1 pseudogene is annotated in these 273 nt (G+C 57.1%); it reads left to right on the top strand.

The features are described 5' to 3' along the window. Positions 1-72: 72 nt before the first annotated feature. Positions 73-273 (top strand): annotated as a pseudogene (locus RVY79_RS19615) (transcriptional regulator); the annotation flags it as partial.

Here is a 273-nt window from a genome sequence, read left to right as displayed (position 1 = left end):
CTGATTTTGGTGGGCTTCGCGATGCAGAAGTGGACTCGTTGATCGCGCTAAAAGAGTTGGTGGAGATTTGCCATGACTAAGACACGTTTCAAGAGCGATGCCGCCGCAGCCATCCACAGCGCCGCGTCCGGTCTGCATCGCGCCAAGCTCATCGACAAGACAACCATGCGCGAGTACGACGAACTCTGTCTCGAGCCCGTGCCTGAGTTCGATGCACAGGCAATCGCGCGTATCCGCAAATCGGTCAACGTCAGCCAGAGTGTGTTTGCTGCC

It is taken from the genome of Chromohalobacter sp. HP20-39 (assembly GCF_033052815.1).
GTDB lineage: Bacteria > Pseudomonadota > Gammaproteobacteria > Pseudomonadales > Halomonadaceae > Chromohalobacter.
Note: the sequence above shows the minus strand (reverse complement) of the source record. Positions and strands in the feature narration are given on the sequence as shown.